Consider the following 21,165-nt stretch of genomic DNA (forward strand, 5'->3'; position numbering starts at 1 on the left):
CTCCATCTATACACGCCCCGGACGACGCCCTGGTGCCGCTGGGGAAAGACGAAGCCGGCACGCAGCCGGTGGAGGAGGAGTCAGCCGAAGAGCAGCGTCACCCGAAGATCAGCGTCACCCGAAGATCATCGGGCGGTCGTCGTCGTCGGTCGCCAGCTCGGCCGAGAGGTCGAGGTCGAGATCGACCACGACGGGCACGTGGTCGGAGGGCGCATCGCCCTTCCGCTCGTTGCGGTCGATCCGCGCATCCGTCACCAGGTCGGCGAAGGGCTGCGAGCCCATCACGAAGTCGATGCGCATGCCCTCGTTGCGCGGGAAGCGCAGCTGCTTGTAGTCCCAGTAGGTGTAGCCCGTGGGCACCAGCGGGCGCACGACGTCGGCGAGGCCGATGCGCTCGAACTCGGCGAAGGCGGCGCGCTCGGGGGCGGAGACGTGGGTCGACTCGGCGAAGACGCCGATGTCCCAGACATCGCTGTCGAGGGGCGCGATGTTCCAGTCGCCCATCAGGGCGAGCGGCTGCGTCGGGTGCGCCGACATCCAGGAGGCCGTCTGCACTGCCAGCTCGCGGAGCCAGGTCAGCTTGTACTCGTAGTGCGGGTCGCCGAGGGCGCGGCCGTTGGGCACGTAGAGGCTCCACAGGCGCACGCCGTCGACCGTCACACCGAGCGCCCGCGCCTCCTGCGGCAGCGAACCGTCGGCGAGCTCCTTGCCGAACCCGGGCATGCCCGTGAAGGTGTTCGCCACGTCCTCCATCGGCAGCCGGCTCGCGAAGGCGACGCCGTTCCACTGGTTCAGGCCGTGCAGCACCACGTCGTAGCCCGCCTCCTGGAAGGCCTCGAACGGGAACTGCGACTCCTTACACTTGATCTCCTGCATGGCGAGCACGTCGACGTCCTCGCGCACCAGCCAGTCGACGACGCGGCCCACTCGGGCTCGGATCGAGTTCACGTTCCAGGTCGCAACACGCATGCCTCCACGCTACCGTCCGTGCGATGCAGAGGCCGCCGGTCACTAGGCTGGCGGCATGGCCGGCCGGGGTGACGACGAGACCCTGCGCGCCCGCCTCGAGCAGCGCTTCGAGCAGCCCCTCGAACGCGTCACCAGCGTCACCCAGCAGACCCTCGCGCTCTTCCCCACCCGCGTCTGGCGCCGCTTCCTCGCGGGCAACGGCTTCCTGCTCTCCTCGGGCATGAGCTACCAGGCCCTGTTCGCCGTGTTCGCCGCGGTCTACCTCGTCTTCGCGGGCGCCGGCATCTGGCTGGTGCAGTCGCCCGAGACGATGGATGCGCTCGTCGTCTTGATCAACACCTACGTGCCCCGCCTGATCGGCGAGAAGGGCATCATCTCGCCCGCCGACCTGTCGATGATCGCCACCTCGAGCACGTCGCTCCTCACCATCACCGGCGTGCTCGCCCTGCCGGTGCTGATCTGGACGGCCATCGGCTGGATCACCTACTCCCGCATCGCCGTGCGCACCATCTTCGGCATGCCCCGCGACTCGCGCTCCTACCTCCTGCTGAAGGCGCGCGACTTCGTCGTCTCCCTCGTGATCGGGCTCGTGCTGTTCGCGGCGGCGTTCCTCAGCGTCGTGAGCACCTCGGCGCTGGACTGGTTCACCTCCTTCCTCGGCATGGGCTTCCGCGACTGGTCGCGCCCACTGGTCGCCGTCGTCAGCCTGCTGGTCGTGTACCTCATCGACGCGGCGGCCCTCGGCGTGCTCTTCCGCTTCCTGGCCGACGCCCGACTGACACTGCGACGGATGCTCGGCGGCACCCTCCTCGGCGGAGCCGCCCTGCTCGGCCTGCAGCTCCTCGGCAGCACCCTGCTCGGCGGGGCGAGCCGCAACCCCCTCCTGTCGACCTTCGTGGTCTTCATCGCCCTGCTGCTCTGGTTCCGGCTGACCAGCGTGGTCACGCTCGTCGCGGCCGCCTGGATCGCGGTCGCCACCGAGGACCACGGCGGCACCCTCTACGAGCCGAGCGCCGCCGAGAGGGCTGCCCTCGAACACGAGGCGCTGCTGATCGCCGCCGAGGTGCGCCTGCGCGACGCACAGCGCGAGCTCGACGCGGCGGGCTGGTGGCGCCGGGCGGCCGCGCGCTGGCGCCGGGACGCCGCCCTCGAGGAGCTGCGCTCGCTCGAGTCTCTGCGCCCCACGGCCGCGCTGGCGCCGGGGCGGGCTCCCGGGGCGGAGGATTAGGGCATGACCTCTTCCACTCCCGTCGCCGTCACGGGCGCGACCGGCGCCGTCGGCGGACGCGTCGCCGAGCAGCTGCACGCCGCGGGCATCCCGCTGCGCCTCGTCGTGCGCGACGCCTCCCGGGCGCCGCGGTTCGAGGGCGGCGCCCCGGTGGAGGTCGCCGAGGCGTCCTACCGCGACACGGACGCGGTGCGGCGTGCGCTCAAGGGGGTCGAGCTGGCGTTCATGGTCTCGGCCGCCGAGAGTGCGGACCGGGTCGCGGAGCACGCCGCCTTCATCGAGGCGGCACGGGCATCCGGAGTTCGTCACCTCGTCTACACCTCGTTCTTCGGGGCGGCGCCCGACGCGGTGTTCACCCTCGGGCGGGACCACTTCGCCACCGAGGAGCTGCTGCGCGCGTCCGGCCTCGGCTTCACGGCGCTGCGCGACAACTTCTACGCCGACTTCCTGCCGTACCTGGCGGGGGAGGACGGCGTCATCCGCGGGCCGGCGCGGGACGGGCGGGTCGCCGCGGTGGCACGGGCCGACGTGGCCGACTCGGCGGTGGCGGTGCTGCGCGACGTGCTGCGCGACGGGCCGGCCTCGCCCCACGTCGGCGCGGTCTACGAGCTCACCGGCCCCGAGGCGCTCACCCTCGCCGAGGTCGCCGGTCTCGTCTCGGAGCTCGGCGGCCGCGGCCCCGTCGTCTTCCACGACGAGACGATCGACGAGGCCTACGCCTCCCGTGCCTCGTACGGGGCGCCGCCGTGGCAGGTCGACGCCTGGGTCAGCACGTACACCGCGATCGCCACCGGCGAACTGGCCCGCACGACCCCCGACGTCGAGCGCCTCACCGGGCATCCGCCGCTCTCCCTCCGCACCCTCCTCGAGTCCGCGCGCGCAGCCGACCCGGCGTGAGCCCCACCTGAACCGTGGCAGCGCTCCGTGCGCGATGACGCTCAGCGGCGGGTGGTGAACTAGTGATTAAAAGTCACTCTTTACACCCCCCCTGTATGGGGGGCATGATGAAGGCGGGTGGGGAGCCTTGATCACGAACGGATGTGAACATCATGAAGCTCTTCGTCCCCCTGCTGTCCGTTGCGCTCCTCGCCGCCGTCGCGGCGACGGTGCCGGCCACAGCGGCTACAGCAGCGCCGCCCGCGGCTCAGCTGTCCGCCCAACTCGAGGCCGCAGACGACTTCCTCGCCGCGCACGGTGTGGATGGCGATACCCGCGACCGGTTGATCGAGCGCTACGTTGCCGGCGGCCGCTGGGACTCGTTCTCCAACGAGTCCCTTCCGGCGAGGGTCGAGACCGGTGTGGTCGACGGGTTCCGCGAGACGGTCGCCCACTACGCCGACGGATCGGTCAGCGTCACACGCGTCGAGCAGCCCCGAACGGAATCGGCCCTCCGTGACGCCGACAGCAGCCCGAACAGCTGCAGCGTCGATGGCGACATGCGGAACGACTGCTCCGTGGACACGTGGGTGGGCCTCATCCAGTTGAGCTTCAAGGCGTCCTACAACGTCGCGACGGATGACGTGACGAACGTCTACGGGGCCGGCTGGCAGATCGGGGGCGCGTGCTCGTCGTCGTTGGTCTCCCTCGGCATCCCTGCGCACGACATCGGCCGTCTCGACGTCTCGGCGCAGATGTGCGGAGCCCCGTACAACTCGACCTTCTTCCTCGCGGTGACGCTCTCGGACGGGGTCGCGACCGAGAGCTGGGGGTAGCCGCTATGGACATGTTCTGGTGGAACGCGATCGGGCTCGGCGGCGCGGTGCTGGCGCTCGCCGGGATCGCCGGTGCACTCCTGGTGCTCGGGCGCTCCCGCAAGCGTGCCGAGAGCGGGCCCCCTCGAGGAACCGGCGACGGAGAGAGACCGGGCGAGGCTCGGTAGGCTGGGCGGGTGACCGACGCGCGCAGCAGACTCATCGAGTACATCAAGGCCGATGCCGTGTTCCACGGCGACTTCACCCTCACCAGCGGCAAGAAGGCGAGCTACTACGTCGACCTGCGCAAGGTGTCGCTCGACCACCGGGTCGCCCCGCTGATCGGGCAGGTGATGCTCGACCTGATCGCGCCGATCCACGACGTGGCCGCCGTCGGCGGGCTGACGATGGGCGCCGACCCGATCGCCTCGGCCGTGCTGCACCAGGGCGCCCTGCGCGGCCTCGAGTACGACGCCTTCGTCGTGCGCAAGGAGCCGAAGGACCACGGCCGCGGCCGCCAGGTCGAGGGCCCCGACGTCGCCGGCAAGCGCGTGATCGTGCTCGAGGACACCTCGACCACCGGCGGTTCGCCGCTCGCCGCCATCACCGCCCTCGAGAAGGCCGGCGCGATCATCGCGGGTGTCGCCGTGGTCGTCGACCGCAACACCGGCGCCGGCGAGCGCATCGAAGAGGCCGGCTACCCGTACCACTACGCGATCGGCCTGAGCGACCTCGGGCTGGAGTAGGCCGTGGCGCCGACGACCAGCCGCCGCACCCGCCTGATGGTGGTGGGCGGGGTGCTGCTCGCGGCGGTGCTGGTCGTGGGGCTGTTCGTGCTCGGGCTGCAGGCCGGGCGGGGCGGCGCGCAGGGCGGCGGGGCGGGCGATGAGGGCGCAGACGCGACGAGCGGCGCCGGCGTGGGGGCGGGCGAAGCCGCGACGGCCGTGCCGAGCGAGACGGCGGTCGCGAGCGAGACGGCTGCGCCGAGCACGAGCGGGGCGCCGGATGCTCAGCCCGACCCGGGCGTCGGTGCCCTGCCGCCCGCGCCTACCGCTCCGGCGTCGCCCGGCGAGCATCCGTTCACCGAGCTCTTCGGCGGAGAGTGCCTCGGCGCCTTCGCCTCGCCCTGGGCCGAGACGTTCACCGTGGTCGACTGCGCCGCCGGGCATCCGGCGCAGCTCACCCTGCGCGGGCTCTTCCCCGAGGCCGCCGGCACGCCCTACCCGGGCGAGGCTGCGCTGGCGTCGCGGCTGAACCTGCTCTGCACCGCCCCGACCGCGCTGAACGCCGCGGCCGCGCCTGACGTCGCCGATCTGCGCTGGCAGGCCTCCTACCCCATGACGGCCGGGGCGTGGGATGCCGGCGATCGCGTCTTCCAGTGCTTCTTCAGCACGGCGTCGGGTGCGCCGCTGACCGGGTCGCTGGCGCCCTGACCGTCCGATCCGTCGCCGAACCCGCCCGCTGAGGATTGCTCGGCGCGGGTAGGCTGGGCGCATGCAGACGCTCGCCCGGTTCCGGATGCTCGCCGCCCTCCTGCTCGTCACGGCCCCCGCCCTGGCGGCCACCCCCGCGGCCGCCGCCGCCCTGCCCGCGGCCCAGCCCGCGCCGGCGCTCGCCGCCCCCGCCGCCGCGCCTGCTCTCGCCGCCGCGCCTGCTCTCGCCGCCGCGCCTGCTCTCGCCGCTGTGCCCCGTGACGTCAACGACTTCGCGTTCGACTCCTTCGACGCCCGCTACGACCTCGGCATCGACGACGCCGGCCACTCGACGCTTCGCACCACCGAGACGTTCGTGGCGCGGTTCCCCGAGAGCGATCAGAACCGGGGAATCCAGCGGGCGATCCCGCGGGTCTACCAGGGGCATCCGACCGACCTCGAGCTGGTCTCGGTGACCGACGGCGACGGCGCCCCACGCGAGTACGAGACCGAGGACGACGACGAGAACCTCGTCGTCACCATCGCCGGCGACGACTACGTGCACGGCGAGCAGACGTACGTGCTCACGTACACGCAGCGCGACGTCACGGCGTACTTCGCGAACACCGACGACGACGAGTTCTACTGGGACACCAACGGCACCCTGTGGAAGCAGCCCTTCGCCGAGCACCGCACCACGACCGTCGTCGCCCCCGAGCTCGTCGATGCGCTGACCGGCGACACCGGCTGCTTCGTCGGCGAGGAGGGCTCGACCACCGCGTGCGAGATCGTCGAGGCGCAGGGCGACCCGACCGCCGAGTTCGGCACCGGAACTGGCGGCAGCACCAACCGGGATCGCGGCAGCGGCACGGCAGAAGGCACCGACAGCGCCGACATGGGCAGCGGCACCGCGAGCGACGGCCCCATCGGGATCGACGAGGCCCTCGCCGAGGGTGCGGCCGTCTTCACCACCGACACCCAGAACCTCGCCGCCGGCGAGAACGTCACGATCGGCATCGCCTTCGCGCCCCACACCTTCACCGAGCGCGAGACCGGCTACCTCTCGGCGCCGTCGGGCTGGATCCAGCTCGTCGCGGTGGTGCTCGCGATCGCCACGGCCATCGCCGCCCTGGTCCACCGGGTGACGCGCCTCCGCGACGCGAAGGGTCGCCCGGTGATCGTGCCCGAGTACACGCCGCCGCGCGGCGAGGACCTGCTGATCGCCTCCGTCGTCACCAAGCGCACGAACCGGGCGGCTGCCGCCTCGTTCGTCGACTACGCCGTGCGCCGGGTTCTGCAGATCGTCGAGCAGAGCGAGCCGGGACTGTTCGGCCCCTCGACGCAGTACTGGCTGCAGCTGAAGTCGGCCGACAGCCTGAACCCGCACGAGCGCGAGCTGGCGGCGGCCCTGTTCGGCCCGGGTCTCGCGCCCGGCAGCTGGCGCGAGCTGAAGAAGAAGGACGCGGAGCTCGCCAAGGCGATCTACGCCCTGCTCCAGCAGACCCGCAAGCGCGCCCGCACCGAGGGCTATCTCGGCCGGAGCGTGACCGGAATCGGTTCGCTCCTGCTGATCGCGGCCATCGTGCTCGCGGCGGTGGGCTTCGTGGCCGGCATCGTCACGGGGGAGGCGGGGCTCGGCGGCGGCCTGCCGTTCCTCCTGGTCGCGCTGCTGTTCGTGCTGATGGTGTTCACCGGCATCGTCGCGTTCCGCACGCCCCTCACGCAGAAGGGCGCCGAGCTGCGCGACTACATCGCCGGCATCGAGATGTACGTGAAGTGGGCCGAGGAGGAGCGGTTCCGCGTGCTGCAGAGCCCCGAGGGCGCCCTGCGCACCGGCGTCGACGCGCCCGACTGGGGCCAGGTCGTGAAGCTCTACGAGAAGCTGCTGCCCTACGCGGTGCTGCTGAACCTCGAGACCGAGTGGGCGAAGGTGCTCGGCACCTACTACGAGAGCCTCGGCAGCCAGCCCGAGTGGTACGGCGGCAGCAGCACCTTCAACGCGGCGCTGTTCGCGTCGAGCATGTCGTCGCTCAGCTCCACGTCGGCCTCGGCCTACTCGGGCAGCTCGTCGAGCAGCTCGAGCGGCTTTTCGGGCGGCGGTGGTTCGTCGGGTGGCGGCGGTGGAGGAGGTGGGGGCGGAGGAGTCTGACCCGACTCAGCTCCCCCGCCCCGGTCGAAGGGGGCGCGGGCTCGGCCCGCGCCCGACGGCCTAGTAGCCGTACCCGTAGCCGCTGCCCGCGGCCGCACCGATCACGGCGAGGCCGGCGACCGCGACCCAGAAGAACGCCACGAGGAGCCAGCCGGCCAGCGTCACGTAGCCCAGGATGAGGCCGGCGAGCGTCAGCCCGCGTCCGTCCTCGCCGGTGCGCTTGATCTGGTTCAGCGCGATGTGCCCGGTGATCACTGGCACGAGGCCGAAGCCGAGCACGCCGAGCACGAGAGTGATGATGCCCAGCACGTTGGTGCGCGCCTGGGCGGGCAGAACGGATGCCGGCTGCACCGCGACGGGCTGGCCGGGGAAGGCGGGCGCGCCGTTCCCGGTGGCCGGCCCGGCACCGGCGTAGCCGCCGGCCGCGGCCGAGTAGGCGGGAGCACCGGAGCCGGTGGCACCGGATCCGGTGGTCTCCGCCTCGTCGAGGGGGATGACCGCGGTGGTCTGCGTGGAGGTGGTCTGGTCGGGGGTGGAGGTCGAAGTCGTCATGCTTCGACGCTACGCAGGCCCGTGCATCCGCTCATCGGACCACGGGCTCATCGCGGTGGTACCCCGGTCTGAGATCGATGGTGCCGGACGTCGCACCGGGGCACTGCCGTCATCCGCCCTGGCGCACGGCCGACGACGCGAGCTCAGTTGTCGTTCGGGTTCGCGCAGGTCTGCTGCGCGGCCGTCTGCCCCTTCAGGCCCTCGATGACCTCGGGGGCCGTGGGGTCGGTGGTGGGGGCCGCGGTGGCGTCGGGAGCGGCGGTCGCGTCGGGCGCCGGCTCGACGGGGGCCGCCGGGTCCTCGACCACGGTCGATCCCGTCGTGGTCGAGTCGGCGCCCAGCGTGAACGGCTGGTCGGCGACGATCTTCGCGAACATGGCGTCGGCGAGGTACTGCGCCGGTACGACCTTGTTCACGTCGTCAGGGTCCTCCTCGGAGGGGTACTGCACGAAGACGATGTTGTTGAGGTCGACGTCCTTCAGCGTGAGCGCGAGCGACACCATGGCGTCGGGGCTCGCGAGCGACTGCGAGGGCTTGATGTTCGAGGCGGCGGCCTGGGCGAGCCCGTAGAGCTTGCCGAGGTCGCTCAGGGTGTCGGCGCTCTTCATGGTGCGCATGAGCGAGGACAGGTACTGCTGTTGCGAGCCGATGCGCGAGAGGTCGCTGCCGTCGCCGACCCCGTGCCGGTTGCGCAGGAAGGCGAGCGCCATCTGGCCCTCGATCACGCTGGTACCGGCCGGCAGGTCGAGCCCGGAGTCCGAGTCGAAAATGGGGGCCGTCAGGCAGACGGGCACGCCGCCGACGGCGTTGGTCATTTCGATCACGCCGTCGAAGGACGTCGCGGCGGCGTACTGGATCGAGAGCCCCGTGAGGTTCGAGACCGTGTTCGCGACGCAGGCGATGCCGCCGCGCGCGTAGGCGTCGTTCAGCGGCTGGGCGCTCATCGCGTCGAAGGTCTCGCCCGTCTCCGGGTCCTGGCAGTCGGGGTGCGAGATCACCAGGTCGCGCGGGAAGCTGACGACCACGGCGTTCTTGTGGTCGGCAGAGACGTGCAGCAGGATGTTGACGTCGTTCAGCGTGGCGTCGCGCTCGCCGAAGCTGTCGCCCTGGTTCGGGTCGTTGTCGGTGCCGATGACCAGCATGTTGAAGCCGCCCTCGAAGGCCGAGAGCAGGGGCGGCGGAGCCGGAGCCGCCTCGCCGTTGCTGATGTCGACGGCGTTGGAGGTGAACTGCGTGGCGACGCTGCTCACCGCGTAGGCGGTGATGGTGCCGACGCTCACGAGCGCGACGGCCGCGACCACGGCGAGGCCCTTCAGGGCCGTCGCGACGGGGGAGGAGCTGCGCAGCCGGCCGTGCCGCACGGGGCCGGAACTCGGGCGCCGGGGGCGTCGGTCGGTCTCGTTCACGCGGCTGTCCTTCGGTGTGGTGCGGGGGTCAGCGGTCGATCATATCCGAGCCTCCTATCACGCCATCGGGGATTCTCCCAGCCTGTGCGCGCCGTGTCGGCGGTGGTATTTCGGGTGCTGACCCTCTTGCGGGGGTGACTAAACCGGTATAGTTTCGAGCTAAACCGGTTCAATCGCGCTCGAAGCGAAACCGGTCGAGGCGACCACGAGGAGGTGGACGATGAAGCGCAAGGCCACGATCACCGATGTCGCCCGAGCCGCAGGGGTCAGCAAGGGCCTCGTCTCGTTCGCCCTCAACGACCGTCCCGGCGTCTCGCCCGACACCCGCGACCGCATCCTCGACGTCGCCCGCGAGCTCGACTACCGGCCGAGCCTCAGCGCCCGCTCGCTCTCGACCCGCACCTCGTACGCCCTGGGCCTCGTGATCGCCCGCGACCCCGAGATCCTCGGTGCCGACCCGTTCTTCCCCTCGTTCATCGCCGGCGTCGAGCGCGTGCTCTCGGCCGAGGGCCGGGCGCTCGTGCTGAGCGTGGTCGGCGACGACGCCCACGAGGAGACGGTGTACCGCACCTTCACCTCCGACGCCCGCGTCGACGGCATGTTCCTCACCGATCTGCGGCACGACGATCCCCGCATCCCGCTGCTGCAGTCGCTCGGCATGCCGGCCGTGACCCTGGGTGATCCGGATGCACGGGCCGGCGCCTCGACGTCGGCCGACGGGTCGGGCGGCACCGCGCATCCGTTCCCCTCCGTCGTGCTCGACGACACCCCGGGCGTGGTGGAGCTCGCCCGCCACCTCGCGGAGCTCGGCCACCGCCGCATCGCCCACGTCATCGGCCCGCGCCGCATGATGCACGCGACCCGCCGCGACGCCGCCTTCGCCGGCACGCTGGCCGAGGCGGGCTGCCCGGCGCCGATCGTCGTCGAGACCGACTTCACGGCGGCCGAGGGCGCCGCCGCCACCGAGCGGCTGCTCGACCTCGCCGACCCGCCCACCGCGATCGTGTTCGGCAACGACCCGATGGCCATCGCCGGCATCGGCATAGCGCACGAGCGCGGGCTGCGGGTGCCGCGCGACCTCTCGGTCGCCGGCTTCGACGACTCCGAGCTCGCCCGCTACGTCTTCCCCTCCGTCACCTCGGTGCGCTCCGACCCGCTCGTCTGGGGCGAGCAGGCCGCGCGCACGCTGCTGCAGCTCGTCGCCACCGGCTCGGCCGGCGACGTCGCCCTGCCTCCGGCGCGGCTCGTCGTGCGCGCCTCCACCAGCTCCGTGCCGAGCCCCACGGGCCCCGTGCCCGCCCCCTCCGGCCCCGTGCCGAGCACCCACTGAACCGCCCTCCGGGGCCCACCGAATCGCGGCGACGACGCCGCCACCGAAAGGAGCACATCGTGAAGAACCCCTCAGTGCCGAGGAGGATCACCCCGCGCCGCACCATCGCCCTCGCGGCGACCGTGGCGGCGGGCCTCGCCCTAACCGCCTGCTCGGGCGGCGGAGGCGGAAGCGCCTCGTCCGACGACCTGACCGCCACCGGTCCGATCACCATCTGGTACTCCAACAACGAGGCCGAGGTCGGCTGGGGCAAGCAGATGGTCGAGGCGTGGAACGCCGAGCATCCCGACGAGGAGGTCACCGCCCAGGAGATCCCCGCCGGCAAGTCGAGCGAAGAGGTGATCGGCGCCGCCATCACCGCCGGCAACGCCCCGTGCCTCGTGCTGAACACCGCGCCGAGCGCGGTCGGCCAGTTCGAGAAGCAGGGCGGGCTGGTGAACCTCTCCGACTTCCCCGACGGCTCCTCCTACATCGAGGAGCGGTCCGGCGACCTCGCGAAGCAGTACCAGAACGCCGACGGCGACTACTTCCAGTTCCCCTGGAAGTCGAACCCCGTGGTCATCTTCTACAACAAGGACCTCTTCGCGAAGGCCGGCATCGACGCCGAGAACCCGCCGCTGTCGACCTACGACGACTTCCTGGCGACCTCGAAGAAGCTGGTGGATGCGGGGGTCGCCCCGTACGCGATCCAGCCGGCTCCCACGAGCGAGTTCTTCCAGATGCAGTTCGACTTCTACCCGCTCTACGCGGCGGCGACCGGCGGCACCCAGCTCGTCGAGGACGGCAAGGCCACCTTCGCCGACGACGCCGGCTACGAGGTGGCCCAGTTCTGGCGCGACCTCTACGACCAGGGCCTCTCGGGCCAGGAGCAGTACCAGGGCGACTCCTTCGCCGACGCCCAGGCCGCGATGGCCATCGTCGGACCGTGGGCGATCTCGGTCTACGAGGGCGTGAACTTCGGTTCAGTCCCGGTGCCGACCCCCGAGGGCACCCCGGCGGATGAGACCTGGACCTTCAGCGACGCCAAGAACATCGGCCTGTTCTCGGCCTGCGAGAACAAGGGCACCGCCTGGGAGGTGCTGAAGTTCGCGACCAGCCAGGAGCAGGACGGCCAGTTCCTCGAGGCGACCGGCCAGATGCCGCTCCGTCAGGACCTGCCGACCGTCTACGCCGACTACTTCGCCGCCAACCCGGCCTACGTGGCCTTCGGCGACCAGGCCAGCCGCACCGTCGAGGTGCCGGCCGGACCGAACACGGTGCAGATGATGCAGACCTTCCGCGACGCGTGGAGCAAGGCGGTCATCTTCGGCGAGGGCGACGTGAAGACCGCCCTCGACGACGCGGCCGCCAGCGTCGATACTCTCGCCACCCAGCCGTAGGAGGCGCTGATGAAGCGCATCCTCGGCCGGCAGCCGCTCGGCCTGCTGTTCAGCTCGCCGTACCTGGCGTTCGTGATGGTCGTGTTCGCCTTCCCCATCGTCTACGCGGTGTGGATCTCGTTCCACGACTTCTTCTTCGCCGCCCCCGGCGCGGAACCGGCCCGTCCCTTCGTGGGGCTGGACAACTACGTCGCCGCCTTCTCGAACCCCGCGGTCATCCGCTCGTTCGGCAACGTCGGTGTCTTCCTGATCATCAACGTGCCGCTGACCGTGGTGCTGGCGCTGCTGCTCGCGACGGCGCTGAACAAGGTGGTGCACGCCCGCACCTTCCTGCGGGTCAGCTACTACGTTCCCTACGTCACGGCGAGCGTCGCGGTGGTGGCGGTGTGGCTGTTCCTGTTCAACGGCAACGGGCTGGTGAACAGCATGCTCGGCCCGCTGGCACCCGACCCGTCGTGGCTGATCAACGACAAGCTGGCGATGCCGATCATCGCCCTGTACGTGACGTGGAAGCAGCTGGGGTTCTACATCCTGCTGTACCTCGCCGCGCTGCAGAACGTTCCTAAGGAGCTGTACGAATCGGCCGAGATGGACGGCGGCGGCAAGATCCGGCAGTTCTTCTCGGTCACCGTGCCGGGCGTGCGGCCGGCGACCCTGCTGGTGCTGCTGATCTCCACCGTCACCGGCGCCAACCTGTTCACCGAGCCGTACCTGCTCACCGCGGGCGGCGGACCGAACGGCGCCTCGGCGTCGCCGGTGCTGATGATGTACCAGCTGGGCATCCAGCAGGGCCAGCCCGACGTGGCCTCGGCCATCGGCATCGTGCTGGTGCTCGGGGTGCTCGTGATCGCGTTCATCCAGAACCGCTTCGTCGGGGAGAGGGAGTCATGACGACTGTCCAGAAGGCACCCGCCACCCGTCGGGCGAGGGTCGGCGGCATGAGCCGCTTCCAGACGGTGCTGCGCGGGGTCGTGCTCGCGCTCGGCGCCGTGGTGTTCCTGTTCCCCTTCTACTACATGGTGGTCGGGGCGCTGCAGACCAAGCCCGACCCCACGCTCGCCGGGGCGTTCCCGAACCCGTCGAACCTCTCGTTCGACAACTTCGTGAACGTCAACGAGCGGATCGATCTCGTCAGCGGGCTGGTCAACTCGGGCATCTTCACCGGCGGCGTGCTGCTGTGCACCGTGGTGTTCGGGGTGCTCGTCGGCTACGCCCTCGCGATGCTGGAGTGGCGGGGTCGCAAGGCCACGTTCGCACTGGTGCTGCTGGTGCAGGTCATCCCGTTCCAGCTGCTGCAGATCCCGCTGTACGTGCTGATCGCCCGGGACTACGGTCTCGCCGACACGCACCTCGGCATGATCCTGCCGTTCGCCATCAACTCCACCGCGGTGATCATCTTCCGGCAGTACTTCCTGCAGCTGCCGAAGGAGCTGTTCGAGGCGGCCCGGATCGACGGGGCGGGCGAGCTGCGCCTGCTCTGGAGCGTGGCGCTGCCGCTCGTGCGGCCCGCGCTGGTGACCGCCGTGCTGCTCACCTTCATCGGCCCCTGGAACGAGTTCCTCTGGCCGTTCCTCATCACCAAGGACGCGTCGCTGCAGCCGCTCGCCGTGTCCCTCGCCAACTACATCTCCACGGTCGCAGCGTCGACCGACAACCCCTTCGGCGCGATCCTCGCCGGCGCGGTGGTGCTCGCGGCCCCGGTGGTCGTGCTGTTCATCGTGTTCCAGCGCTACTTCGTGTCGAACGAACTCGGATCCGGAGTGAAAGGATGACCATGCCCACCACCACCTCGACGAACGTCCCCTACCGCCTCGAGCGCGCCGGCATCGTGATGGAGCCGGAGCCCGGCAACGAGCTGGAGGCCGAGGGGGTGCTGAACCCCGGCTCCGGCCACGACGCCTCGGGCGCCCTGTACCTGCTGCCCCGGCTCGTCGCCACCGGCAATGTCTCGCGGGTCGGCCTCGCCCGCGTCGTCATCTCCGACGACGGGGTGCCGGCCGGCGTCGAGCGCGAGGGGGTCGTGCTGGCCCCCGACCGCGGCTTCGAACGCGGCGCGAACAACGCCGGCGTCGAGGACCCGCGGGTGACCTTCGTCCCGGCGCTCGGCCTGCACGTCATGACCTACGTCGCCTACGGTCCGCTCGGCCCGCGCACCGCGATCGCCGTGTCGGACGACCTGCGCGAATGGCGCCGCCTCGGCCCCGTCACCTTCGCCTACGACGACGCCCTCGACATCGACCTCGGCCTGTTCCACAACAAGGACACGGTGTTCTTCCCCGAGCCCGTCACCGCCCCCGACGGCACCCCGTCGTACGCGGTGCTGCACCGCCCCATGTGGGACCTCGGCGAGACGCGGCCCGGCGAGGGCGTGCGCCTTCCGGCGGGGGTGACGGATGCGCGGCAGAGTATCTGGATCAGCTACGTGCCTGTGGAGGCCGTCGAGCGCGACCTCGCCGAGCTCACCCGCTGGACGCGGCACCGCTTCCTCGCGGGCCCCGAGTTCGACTTCGAGGAGGTGAAGATCGGCGGCGGGCCGGCACCCCTCCGGGTGCCCGAGGGCTGGCTGCTCATCCACCACGGTGTCACCGGCGTGATCGACAACGCCTTCGCGCAGCAGCAGAAGGTGAACTACGCCGCCGGCGCCATCCTGCTCGACGGCGACGACCCCTCGAGAGTGATCGCCCGCACGGCCGTGCCGCTGCTGGCGCCCGAGACCGAGGAGGAGCGCAGCGGCATCGTGCCGAATGTCGTCTTCCCCACCGCGATCGAGGAGATCGACGGGCAGCACTTCGTCTTCTACGGCATGGCCGACTCGAAGATCGGCGTCGCCCGGCTGCTGCACACCTAGACCGACCCACCCCCCCTCACTGGAAGGCGCATTCGATGACGATCACGCTGAGAACGAGACGAACGACGGCCGCCCTGGCGGCCCTGGCGCTGGTGGCGGGGGGTGCGGCCGTCGCGGCCCCCGCGTCGGCGGCTCCCGGCACCCCGGCCGCCGGGAGCCCGCCGGGTGCGCTGACCAACACCGCGCACCTCGACTTCCTGCTCGACGAGGTGAGCCCGGCCGCGGTCGAGGGGCACACGAGCTACCGGCTCGACGCCGACCCGTCGCTCACGCTGCCCTGGACCTACGCCGACGCCCGCGACGGCGGCACCTTCGAGCGCGTCGGTGGTGGGCCCCTCGACCCCGCCACGGGCGACTACGGCCAGGGTGCCTTCAACAGCGACGACGTCTCCCGCGCCGCCGTGGTCTACCTGCGGCACTGGCAGCAGACGGGTGACGAGGCCAGTCGCGAGAAGGCCTACGAGGTACTGCGCGCGCTCGCCTACTTCCAGACCACGACGGGCCCCGACGCCGGCAACGTCGTGCTCTGGATGCAGCCCGACGGCGCGCTCAACCCGAGCGCCGAGCCGGTCGAGCTGCCCGACCCGAGCGATTCCGAGGAGAGCTACTGGCTGGCCCGCTCGCTCTGGGCCCTCGGGGAGGGCTACGCGGCCTTCCGCGACAGCGACCCGGCGTTCGCGGCCTTCCTGCAGCAGCGCCTGCAGCTCGGTGTCGCCGCGGTCGACCGCGAGGTGCTCGATCGCTACGGCGAGTACGAGCAGGCCGACGGCGTCGAGGTGCCGGCCTGGCTGATCGTGAACGGGGCGGATGCCACGGCCGAGGCCGTGCTCGGACTCTCGGCCTACATCGAGGCCGCTCCCGACGACGAGGCCGTGCGCGACAGCACGGCGAAGCTCGCCGAGGGCGTCGCGGCGTACGCCGGCATCACCGCAGGTGCCTCGGGGGAGGCGGCACGCGGCTCCGGCGGGGCGGGTTCGAGCGGGGACGCCGCCCAGTCGTGGCCCTACGGTGCGGCACTGCCCTGGGCGGAGTCGCGGTCGATGTGGCACGCCTGGTCGTCGCAGATGGCGGGAGCCCTGGCGCGCGCATCCGTCGCCCTGGACGACGAGAGCCTTCGGGCGCCCGCGATCGTCGAGAGCGCCCAGTTCGCGCCGACGCTGCTGACCGCGGGCGGGCCCGACAACGGCTGGTACCCCTCGCTCACCGAGCGGGTGCAGATCGCGTACGGCGCCGACTCGCGCGTGCAGAACCTGCTCGCGACGGCCGACGCGGCCGGCCTGCCGGGCCTCGCCGACCTCGCGGGAGTGCAGGCGGCCTGGTTCTTCGGGCTCAACCCCGCGGCCGAGCCGATGTACGACCCGGCGACGGGGGTGACCTACGACGGTATCCAGCCCGACGGGTCGATCAACCGCAACTCGGGCGCCGAGTCGACGATCCACGGGCTGCTGTCGATGCTGGCGCTGGATGCCCATCCCGACGTCGCGGCGCTGGCGACCTCGCTCAGCACGCTCGAGGCCCGCGACGGGCTCACCGTTGTCGAGGCCGAGACCGCCGGATCGGGCGGCACGGTCGTGACCCCGGAGTCGAGCTGGACGGGGGAGTCCTCGTGGAGCGGCTCGTACCTCGCGGTGGCGAAGGGGCAGACGGCGAGCATCGCACTGCCAGCGCCGGCCTCGGGTCAGGCGGCGGCCCGCATCGTGGAGCCGGTGCTGTGGCAGGTCGAGAAGGGCGGCACCACCCCGACGCCCAAGTCGCAGTGGAAGGCGGGGAACAAGCCGCTCGGCACGGTGAAGGCCGAGGTGGGGCCGCAGGGCATCACCGCCGTCCCCGGCGCCCTGCTGCCGGTGGCGCTCGACCGGCTCGTGCCGGCGGGCACCTCGGCTCTGACCGTGCGCGGGATCGGCGGCGAGACGAAGGTCGACGCGCTGCTCGTGCGGCCGACCGTGTCGAGCCTCAGTGCCTCGGGCGCCGGTGGCGGCTCGGCGGCGCTGGTGCAGAACTCGCTCGCCTCGGCTCAGGATGCGGTGGTCGGCACGACCGGCATCGCGCAGACCCTGAGCGTCTACGACGGCAGCGGGGCGCTGGTCGCCACGCAGTCGATCGACGGGCCCACCACGGTGAGCCTGCCGGGGGCCGGGTTCGCGCTGGCGCTGTCGACCGACTGACCGATTGGCAGTAAATGCACGGACTGGGGCAGTCCTGCCACTCGTGGCGGGACTGCCCCTTCCATAGCGTTACTGCCATGACATTCTTCTTCGTGCTCCTCGTCCTGGCGGCCGTCGCGGTCGTCGCCTCCGTGATCACCGTGCTGCGCGACGGCTACCGCCGTGCTCCTGTCCGTGCCGGCTGCGCCACGGCGCCCGCCCTCGGCCCGAACGAGAAGTGGACGGCCGTGTGACGTCGGTGCAGGCGTAAACTGCTCGTCGTGCATCCGCTCATCTCACGCCCTTCGCGGGCACCTCTCACGGCCTCGGGCCGGCAGGAGGTCGTCGGCCGCTCGGCCGGCGGCAGATAGAGCCGTTCCCTCTCGCGCACCTTCGGCACCCCGGTGCCGCCGGGCGCGGCCTCCCGCCGCGCCCTGAACGAGACCAGCCCGCGGCCGCGTGCCCGGGCGACTGGAACAGGATGACCATGACCCCCTTCACCGAGGCGCAGCTGCGCGCCTCCTTCGTCAACACCTCCCAGCGCGAGCGGGCCGGCATCGTGCTGCCCGGCGCGGCCGGCGGCCCGGGTGCCCTCGCCGAGCTCCGCTGGGACGACCTCGACTACCTCGGCTGGCGCGACCGCCGGCAGCCCCAGCTCGGCTACGTCGTGGCCGACGTCGACGGCGACCCCGTCGGCGTGCTGCTGCGGCAGGCCGAGGCCTCGGCCCGCAGCCGGCCGCAGTGCTCCTGGTGCGACGACGTCACGTTGCCGAACGACGTCGTGTTCTTCGGCGCCAAGCGCGGCGGGCGGGCCGGGCGCAACGGCGACACGGTCGGCGCGCTCGTCTGCGACGAGTTCCAGTGCTCGGCCAATGTTCGCAAGCTGCCGCCGCTCGCCTATCCGGGCTTCGATCGCGACGCGGCGCGGCTGCAGCGCATCGAAGGGCTCCGGATGCACGTGCGGGCGTTCGCGCTCGCCATCCGCGACAGCGCCTGACGCCGGCACGCCGAACGGCCCCGGACGCCCACCGCTCGGGCGGGCATCCGGGGCCGTCGTGCAGCGGGCGGCCGCCGTTCAGCGAACCGAGCGGCGCTCGTACAGGATGCGCGACCACACGTACCCGCCCACGGCGAGCACGAGGCACCAGCCGACCGCGAGCACCGGGTTCCAGCCGAGCGGCGTGCCGAGCAGCAGCCCGCGCAGGGTCTCGATGATCGGCGTGAACGGCTGGTAGGCCGCGAAGCCCTGCAGCCAGCCCGGCATCGACTCGGCGGGCACGAAGCCGCTGCCGAGGAAGGGCAGGAAGGTCAGCACGAGCGGCAGGTTGCTCGCTGTCTCGACCGACTTCGCCTGCATCCCCATCGCGACGCCGAGCCAGTTGATCGCGAACGCCGTGAGAGCGAGCACCCCCGCGACGGCCAGCCACTCCAGCGGCCCGGCCGTCGGCCGGAAGCCGATCGCGAGCCCCACCCCGAGCACGAGGGCCACGGCGATCAGCGCCTGGATCGTGTTGCCGAGCACGTGCCCCGCGAGCACCGAGGCGCGCGCGACCGCCATGGTGCGGAAGCGGGCGGTGATGCCCTGGGTCATGTCCATCGAGACGGTGGTGGCGGTGCCGCCGGCCGTGCCCGCGATGGTGATGGCCAGGATGCCCGGCAGCACGTAGGCGAGGTAGGCCTCCCGCCCGGCCGCCGGGTCGACTCCGGGCAGACCCGCGCCGAGGGTGCCGCCGAGCACGAACACGAACAGCAGCAGGATGACGACCGGGCCGATGATCGTGAAGATCGACAGACCGGGGTAGCGCACCATGTGCAGCATCGTGCGGTCGAGCATGGTGACCGCGTCGGCGACCACGTGGGAGCGGCCGGGGCCGGATGCGGGGCCGGATGCGGGGCCGGATGCGGCCCGCCGGGTGGTGGCGGTGGCGGTCATGATGCGGGTCCCTTCGTGGCGGTGGCGGCATCGGCCGTCGTGGCGGTGGCGGTGGCGGTGGCGGCGGCGGTGGCGGCGTCGGCCGTCGTGGGGGCGGGGCTGGTGGTTCCGGCGCCGGTCAGCGCGAAGAACACGTCGTCGAGGTCGGGGGTGTGGATGCTCAGGTCGTCCACCGCGAGTCCGGCCGCGTCGAGGCGGTCGAGCACGGTGCGGAGGGTGCCCGTGCCGCCGTCGCTCGGAACGGTCAGCACGAGGGACGCGTCGTCGCGCGTGGCGCCGGGGAGCAGGGCCGCGGCTGAGTCGTGGGCGGGAGCATCCGCGAATCGCAGCCGGAGGTGACCGCCGGGCACGAGCCGCTTCAGCTCCTCGGGCGTGCCCTCGGCGACGATGCGGCCGCCGTCGAGCACCGCGATGCGGTCGGCCAGGGCGTCGGCCTCGTCGAGGTACTGCGTGGTGAGCAGCACGGTCGTGCCCTCGGCGACGAGCTCGCGCACGATGCCCCAGAGCGTGCGGCGGCTGCGCGGGTCGAGACCGGTCGTCGGCTCGTCGAGGAAGATCACGGCGGGCCGCTCGACGAGGGTCATCGCGAGGTCGAGCCTCCGCTGCATGCCGCCCGAGTAGGTGGCGAGCGGCTTGCGGGCGGCCTCGACGAGGTCGAAGCGCTCGAGCAGCTCGGCGGCGCGGGCCTTCGCGGCGCGGCGGCCGAGGTGGCGCAGGCGGCCCATCAGCAGCAGGTTCTCCTCGCCGGTGAGCAGGGTGTCCACTGCCGAGAACTGGCCGGTCAGACCGATGGATGCGCGCACCGCGGCCGTGGCCCGCACGACGTCGTGGCCCGCGACCGAGGCGGAACCGGCATCCGGTCGCACCAGGGTCGAGAGGATGTGCACGGCCGTCGTCTTGCCCGCGCCGTTCGGGCCGAGCAGGGCGGTGACGGTGCCGGGCGCCACCGCGAGGTCGATGTCGTCGAGCACGAGCTGCTCGCCGTAGGACTTGCGGAGGCCGCGCACCTCGATGGCGGGTGCGGTGGCGGTGCTCGCTGCGGCGGTGATCGCTGCGGAGGTGCTCGCTGCGGTGGCGGGACCTCGCGATGCGGAGGCGGCCGGCCGGTTCATCGGGCCCTCCGGATGGTGATGTCGCCGAACTGGGTGCGGGCGCGCACCGCGACGGTCTGCTCTCCGGCCGCGGGGGCGTGGTCGCCCTCGAGCTCGTTGCGCACGTGACCCTCCTTCGAGGCGAGGTCGAGCCAGGCCGGGATGCCCGGCCGAACCCCGACCGTCAGCTGCCCGTAGCCGCTGTCGATCTGGATCGAGCCGCTCGACACCTCGTGCAGCAGCACGCTCCCGTAGGCGGTGCGGCCGGTCACCGAGGCGAGCGCCCGGGTGACCTCGAGGTCGCCGTAGGAGAGCTTCGCGTCGACGTCGCCGCCGGATTCGCCGATCGTGACGGTGCCGTGCGAGGCCTTGAGTACGGTGTCCCCGCTCACCGACCCGAGCCGGATCTGCCCGTGGTCGGCGATGATCTCGGCCGAGCCGTGCGCGGCGGCGACCGTGACGTTGCCGTGCCCGGCACGCGCCCAGAGGTCGCCGGTGGTGTCGAGCTCGACCCAGCCGGTGGAGCTCTTGACCCGGGTGGCGCCGAGCCGGCCCGAACTGCTCACGCCGCCGACTGCGATCTCGGCGGTCAGGCGTGAACCCGCCGGGAGTTCGACGCGGAGGTCGACCGATTCGGTGGGGCCGATCCAGCTGAGGCGGGGCTTCGGGCCGGTGATCGTGAGGCGGGTACCGTCGAAGTCGACCCGCGTCTCCTCGGCGCCGCGCCGGTCGACGGCCTTGGCGGGATTGGTGGGGGTGACCGTCACGACGGTGTCGGCGCGGTCGGAGGCGACCACGTCGATCGCCCCGACGGGCAGGTCGATCGCGAGGTCGATGGGGGAGGGGGTGTCGAAGGAAGGCATGCTGGAGCGACCCTTTCTGGGCGTGGGGGAGTGAGGGATGGCGCGACCGATCGACCCCGCGGTGGGCGGGGCGGGGCTCGGCGGTGGCGGGTGGCCGGGACGGCGGTCTGGCCGACCGCGTGGGTACGGCTGTGGTGAGGCGGATGCCGCTTAGGCGGCGACCGGGGCGG

At 71.9% G+C, this 21,165-nt stretch carries 21 protein-coding genes; 15 read left to right on the top strand and 6 right to left on the bottom strand.

From position 1 onward, the window contains the following. Window positions 1-114 precede the first annotated feature (114 nt). A complete protein-coding gene (locus HQQ85_RS09130) occupies window positions 115-969 on the bottom strand; it encodes an exodeoxyribonuclease III (protein ID WP_173182204.1) in 855 nt (284 codons plus the stop codon). Between the two features lie 55 nt (window positions 970-1,024). Between HQQ85_RS09130 and HQQ85_RS09135 the strand changes: the two genes are divergently transcribed. From HQQ85_RS09135 to HQQ85_RS09165, 7 genes are all read left to right on the top strand, one after another. Then, window positions 1,025-2,197 (top strand): YihY/virulence factor BrkB family protein, encoded by a 1,173-nt coding sequence (locus tag HQQ85_RS09135; RefSeq protein WP_173182205.1) that lies wholly within the window; start codon window positions 1,025-1,027, stop codon window positions 2,195-2,197. A gap of 3 nt (window positions 2,198-2,200) precedes the next feature. After that, the gene (locus tag HQQ85_RS09140; protein ID WP_173182206.1) at window positions 2,201-3,094 is read left to right on the top strand and encodes an SDR family oxidoreductase; all 894 of its coding nucleotides are present in this window, start codon (window positions 2,201-2,203) and stop codon (window positions 3,092-3,094) included. 152 nt (window positions 3,095-3,246) lie between these two features. After that, window positions 3,247-3,909 carry a hypothetical protein gene (locus HQQ85_RS09145; protein ID WP_173182207.1) on the top strand — a complete coding sequence of 221 codons (663 nt, stop codon included), beginning with the start codon at window positions 3,247-3,249 and terminating at the stop codon, window positions 3,907-3,909. 5 nt (window positions 3,910-3,914) lie between these two features. Further along, window positions 3,915-4,076 carry a hypothetical protein gene (locus HQQ85_RS09150; protein WP_173182208.1) on the top strand — a complete coding sequence of 54 codons (162 nt, stop codon included), beginning with the start codon at window positions 3,915-3,917 and terminating at the stop codon, window positions 4,074-4,076. A 9-nt stretch (window positions 4,077-4,085) separates the two neighbouring features. After that, complete coding sequence (gene pyrE, locus HQQ85_RS09155) at window positions 4,086-4,634, top strand: orotate phosphoribosyltransferase (protein ID WP_173182209.1); 549 nt, start codon at window positions 4,086-4,088, stop codon at window positions 4,632-4,634. 3 nt (window positions 4,635-4,637) lie between these two features. Further along, on the top strand, window positions 4,638-5,321 hold the full coding sequence (locus HQQ85_RS09160; RefSeq protein ID WP_173182210.1) for a hypothetical protein: 684 nt from the start codon (window positions 4,638-4,640) through the stop codon (window positions 5,319-5,321). A 61-nt stretch (window positions 5,322-5,382) separates the two neighbouring features. After that, window positions 5,383-7,449, top strand: coding sequence for a DUF2207 domain-containing protein (locus HQQ85_RS09165; protein WP_173182211.1), 2,067 nt, complete (start codon window positions 5,383-5,385; stop codon window positions 7,447-7,449). A gap of 60 nt (window positions 7,450-7,509) precedes the next feature. On the opposite strand, the gene HQQ85_RS20760 is transcribed toward HQQ85_RS09165, so the two are convergent. Both HQQ85_RS20760 and HQQ85_RS09175 read right to left on the bottom strand, forming a co-directional pair. Beyond that, window positions 7,510-8,001 carry a DUF4190 domain-containing protein gene (locus HQQ85_RS20760; RefSeq protein WP_216851594.1) on the bottom strand — a complete coding sequence of 164 codons (492 nt, stop codon included), beginning with the start codon at window positions 7,999-8,001 and terminating at the stop codon, window positions 7,510-7,512. A 143-nt stretch (window positions 8,002-8,144) separates the two neighbouring features. Further along, on the bottom strand, window positions 8,145-9,407 hold the full coding sequence (locus tag HQQ85_RS09175) for an LCP family protein (RefSeq protein ID WP_173182212.1): 1,263 nt from the start codon (window positions 9,405-9,407) through the stop codon (window positions 8,145-8,147). Window positions 9,408-9,627: 220 nt separating this feature from the next. On the opposite strand from HQQ85_RS09175, the gene HQQ85_RS09180 reads away from it, so the two are divergent. The 8 genes from HQQ85_RS09180 (at window position 9,628) to HQQ85_RS09215 (ending at window position 18,105) form a co-directional block, all read left to right on the top strand. Beyond that, window positions 9,628-10,737: a LacI family DNA-binding transcriptional regulator gene (locus tag HQQ85_RS09180; protein ID WP_173182213.1), complete on the top strand. Its 1,110-nt coding sequence runs from the start codon at window positions 9,628-9,630 to the stop codon at window positions 10,735-10,737. A gap of 59 nt (window positions 10,738-10,796) precedes the next feature. Then, a complete protein-coding gene (locus HQQ85_RS09185; protein WP_371741831.1) occupies window positions 10,797-12,116 on the top strand; it encodes an extracellular solute-binding protein in 1,320 nt (439 codons plus the stop codon). Between the two features lie 9 nt (window positions 12,117-12,125). Continuing rightward, window positions 12,126-13,007, top strand: a complete 882-nt coding sequence (locus HQQ85_RS09190) for a carbohydrate ABC transporter permease (protein WP_173182214.1) — start codon at window positions 12,126-12,128, stop codon at window positions 13,005-13,007. Between the two features lie 47 nt (window positions 13,008-13,054). Further along, complete coding sequence (locus HQQ85_RS09195) at window positions 13,055-13,888, top strand: carbohydrate ABC transporter permease (protein ID WP_173182891.1); 834 nt, start codon at window positions 13,055-13,057, stop codon at window positions 13,886-13,888. Next, window positions 13,885-14,964 carry a glycosidase gene (locus HQQ85_RS09200; RefSeq protein ID WP_216851595.1) on the top strand — a complete coding sequence of 360 codons (1,080 nt, stop codon included), beginning with the start codon at window positions 13,885-13,887 and terminating at the stop codon, window positions 14,962-14,964. Before HQQ85_RS09195 ends, HQQ85_RS09200 begins: the two co-directional genes overlap by 4 nt. Before the next feature lie 35 nt (window positions 14,965-14,999). After that, entirely contained in the window at window positions 15,000-17,129 is a 2,130-nt protein-coding gene (locus tag HQQ85_RS09205) for a hypothetical protein (protein WP_173182216.1), read from the top strand. A gap of 77 nt (window positions 17,130-17,206) precedes the next feature. Continuing rightward, window positions 17,207-17,362 (top strand): hypothetical protein, encoded by a 156-nt coding sequence (locus tag HQQ85_RS09210; RefSeq protein WP_173182217.1) that lies wholly within the window; start codon window positions 17,207-17,209, stop codon window positions 17,360-17,362. Window positions 17,363-17,595: 233 nt separating this feature from the next. Beyond that, window positions 17,596-18,105: an FBP domain-containing protein gene (locus tag HQQ85_RS09215; RefSeq protein ID WP_173182218.1), complete on the top strand. Its 510-nt coding sequence runs from the start codon at window positions 17,596-17,598 to the stop codon at window positions 18,103-18,105. A 78-nt stretch (window positions 18,106-18,183) separates the two neighbouring features. On the opposite strand, the gene HQQ85_RS09220 is transcribed toward HQQ85_RS09215, so the two are convergent. Genes HQQ85_RS09220 through HQQ85_RS09230 form a run of 3 tightly spaced genes read right to left on the bottom strand, consistent with a single transcriptional unit; the run spans window position 18,184 to window position 20,995 of the window. Then, window positions 18,184-19,041 carry an ABC transporter permease gene (locus HQQ85_RS09220; protein WP_173182219.1) on the bottom strand — a complete coding sequence of 286 codons (858 nt, stop codon included), beginning with the start codon at window positions 19,039-19,041 and terminating at the stop codon, window positions 18,184-18,186. Continuing rightward, window positions 19,038-20,153, bottom strand: coding sequence for an ATP-binding cassette domain-containing protein (locus HQQ85_RS09225; protein WP_173182220.1), 1,116 nt, complete (start codon window positions 20,151-20,153; stop codon window positions 19,038-19,040). Before HQQ85_RS09225 ends, HQQ85_RS09220 begins: the two co-directional genes overlap by 4 nt. After that, the gene (locus HQQ85_RS09230) at window positions 20,150-20,995 is read right to left on the bottom strand and encodes a DUF4097 family beta strand repeat-containing protein (RefSeq protein WP_173182221.1); all 846 of its coding nucleotides are present in this window, start codon (window positions 20,993-20,995) and stop codon (window positions 20,150-20,152) included. Before HQQ85_RS09230 ends, HQQ85_RS09225 begins: the two co-directional genes overlap by 4 nt. Between the last annotated feature and the right edge of the window lie 170 nt (window positions 20,996-21,165).

It is taken from the genome of Herbiconiux sp. VKM Ac-2851 (genome assembly GCF_013205105.1).
GTDB lineage: Bacteria > Actinomycetota > Actinomycetes > Actinomycetales > Microbacteriaceae > Herbiconiux > Herbiconiux flava.